We start from the raw sequence: 2,042 nt of genomic DNA, 5'->3' as shown, positions 1-2,042 counted from the left end.
TGGATGTCTGGTGATTTGTAGTCATAAATTTTAGTCCCCACTTGTTTTTAAGTGGGGACTAAATTAAGGCTTATAGGACGAATTCATAAGGTGTGTTCAGCGGACGCTTACTGTAAGGCTCGCAATTAAGCCTGCTGTTGCACTGATGCTGTCTATTCAGGATAAGCAAACCCTACCAAATTTAGAAAAAATTAAAGCTTATTTGAGTAAATATTCGGGGCAAGCTGCTGCATTAACAGGATTTATTAATTTTTTAAATGATCAATAGATTTCTTTCATAAGTCATTTTTCACTCAGCTCCAAGTTATAAATTCCAGCAATTAGATTGAATCTTAATGCTAGTCTTTTGCCTCGATTGCGATATCGCTCAGCAAGAATTTTGAAGGTTTTCAAACTGCCAAATACATGCTCAATTCCAATTCTTCTTTTATTGATTTCCTGATTATAGATTTTTAGTTCGGAATCCAGTTTACAGCGCTTCTTTGCTTTTAATGGCAACAAGCTATTTGGATACACTGTATAAATTCCCTGATAACCCTTATCCGCAAGGATAAATGCACCTGCAGGAATCTGATTCAAGTTACGTTTAAAGAGTTCGAAATCATGTACGGCACCACGACTCGTACATAAACTCAGGATTTTTTGAGTTTGATAATGAATGATGGCCTGTACTTTGAAAGTGTGGGTCTTTTTCTTGCCGCTATAGCTTTTCTTCTGTTTTTTTAGGCCTTTGGATTGGAATTTCTGTGGCATCCACGATCACAACATTCCAATCGATGCCTTCGCCCTCGGGTAAATCTTTGGGTAAATTAAAGAGATTGGACCGAATCAGGCAGTCTTCAACATGACGGACAATTCTTGAGGCTGTGGGCTCTGAAACCCCGTAGCTCGTCGCAACGTGAAATAAGGTTCGGTATTCCCGCCAATAGCTTAGACAGAGCAGAACCTGGTCTTCCAGGCTTAACTTGGGCGGTCTGCCTTTGGCAGGGACATGTTTCTTCAATTGCTCAACCATTAAATCAAAGGTTGACCATGAGATGCCCGTGTATCGCTTGAACTGAGGATCAGAAAGCTTGTTTGAATCGATGTATTTCATCCGCAGATTATGCACGAATGCCAAGAAATCCGGAGTGCAAATATTAACCAAAAAGAAGATCGTTTTTTGATTTATGAAAGAGATCTAATATAAAACGAATATTGATTATATTTCTTTAAGAAACTCTAAGTTTATTAAAGAAGCAAGCAAGCATAAATTGGAAAAAGAATTGATTTCTATGATAAGTCACAATACTGATTTTGATGTCTTAGCATGGGTGAAAAACGGATTACAATTTTTCCATCGTATGAGCTATCAGGATTCATTGAAGATCAAGATAGAAATGATTGTTGAAATCAAAGATGGCTATAATATTTCATTTAATAACCAAAATTATTGGTTGCCTCAGAATATTGATCCATTTTTTGAAAAGTAGGTCTAAATTTTCAATACTTCAATATATATATTTAGTTTAATATATTGGTAATTTATTAATAAAGAAAAAATAATGGGCTTAAAAGATTTGCTTGGTTTGAAAGAAAGTGATGAAAAAAAATTACGTGAAGGATTAGCGCAACTTAGGGCTTTAAACGATTATTTATCAGCTAAGTATTCTTTAAGGTCAGACTTAAGAGATTTAACGGATAATCGTTATACAGTTAGTTCACTTCTACAAGGTGAATTGGATAAGATTAAAGCTCAACAGCAAAATTTAATTATTAAAACAAATGAGTTATCTCTCCTTAAAGCTAAATTAGATGAATCTCTAGTTGCTATTGAAAAACTTCAATCAGTTTTAGTTAATGATGAAAATGGTCAATCTACTTATTCACGTTTATTAGAAGTAACCAATGAAGATAATTTAGATATTTTGGAAGTGGAGTCCGAGAAAATTCATAAGTTGTCATTAAAAAGTAAACATGTATTCTTTTCCGAATTGGTTTGATACTTTCTCCACCCATTGCTCTATTTTGTCAGCTGTCATGACTTGAAAATCTCGCCAATA

4 protein-coding genes and 2 pseudogenes are annotated in these 2,042 nt (G+C 34.6%); 3 read left to right on the top strand and 3 right to left on the bottom strand.

The window, feature by feature from the left end:
• Positions 1 to 109: 109 nt before the first annotated feature.
• Positions 110 to 268: pseudogene (locus WFH18_RS17310) on the top strand (transposase); the annotation flags it as partial.
• Between the two features lie 14 nt (positions 269 to 282).
• On the opposite strand, the gene WFH18_RS17305 reads toward WFH18_RS17310, so the two are convergent.
• Together WFH18_RS17305 and WFH18_RS17300 are read right to left on the bottom strand one after the other, a co-directional pair.
• Positions 283 to 753: an IS5/IS1182 family transposase gene (locus WFH18_RS17305; RefSeq protein WP_039254797.1), complete on the bottom strand. Its 471-nt coding sequence runs from the start codon at positions 751 to 753 to the stop codon at positions 283 to 285.
• Positions 701 to 1,096 (bottom strand): transposase family protein, encoded by a 396-nt coding sequence (locus tag WFH18_RS17300; protein WP_079281082.1) that lies wholly within the window; start codon positions 1,094 to 1,096, stop codon positions 701 to 703. Before WFH18_RS17300 ends, WFH18_RS17305 begins: the two co-directional genes overlap by 53 nt.
• Positions 1,097 to 1,253: 157 nt before the next feature.
• Between WFH18_RS17300 and WFH18_RS17295 the strand changes: the two genes are divergently transcribed.
• Together WFH18_RS17295 and WFH18_RS17290 are read left to right on the top strand one after the other, a co-directional pair.
• Entirely contained in the window at positions 1,254 to 1,472 is a 219-nt protein-coding gene (locus WFH18_RS17295) for a hypothetical protein (protein WP_005265427.1), read from the top strand.
• Positions 1,473 to 1,544: 72 nt separating this feature from the next.
• Positions 1,545 to 1,982 (top strand): hypothetical protein, encoded by a 438-nt coding sequence (locus tag WFH18_RS17290; RefSeq protein ID WP_336755356.1) that lies wholly within the window; start codon positions 1,545 to 1,547, stop codon positions 1,980 to 1,982.
• On the opposite strand, the pseudogene WFH18_RS17285 reads toward WFH18_RS17290, so the two are convergent.
• Positions 1,944 to 2,042 (bottom strand): annotated as a pseudogene (locus tag WFH18_RS17285) (transposase); the annotation flags it as partial. The gene WFH18_RS17290 and the pseudogene WFH18_RS17285 sit on opposite strands and share 39 nt — an antisense overlap.

The sequence above is a fragment of the Acinetobacter sp. USHLN143 genome (assembly GCF_037145695.1).
Taxonomy (GTDB): domain Bacteria; phylum Pseudomonadota; class Gammaproteobacteria; order Pseudomonadales; family Moraxellaceae; genus Acinetobacter; species Acinetobacter fasciculus.
Note: the sequence above shows the minus strand (reverse complement) of the source record. Positions and strands in the feature narration are given on the sequence as shown.

Bases quoted from the DNA above. Each gene is read 5' to 3' on its own strand.
- WFH18_RS17290 (WP_336755356.1), top strand. From the start codon at position 1,545: ATGGGCTTAAAAGATTTGCTTGGTTTGAAAGAAAGTGATGAAAAAAAA.
- WFH18_RS17300 (WP_079281082.1), bottom strand. From the start codon at position 1,096: ATGAAATACATCGATTCAAACAAGCTTTCTGATCCTCAGTTCAAGCGA.
- WFH18_RS17305 (WP_039254797.1), bottom strand. From the start codon at position 753: ATGCCACAGAAATTCCAATCCAAAGGCCTAAAAAAACAGAAGAAAAGC.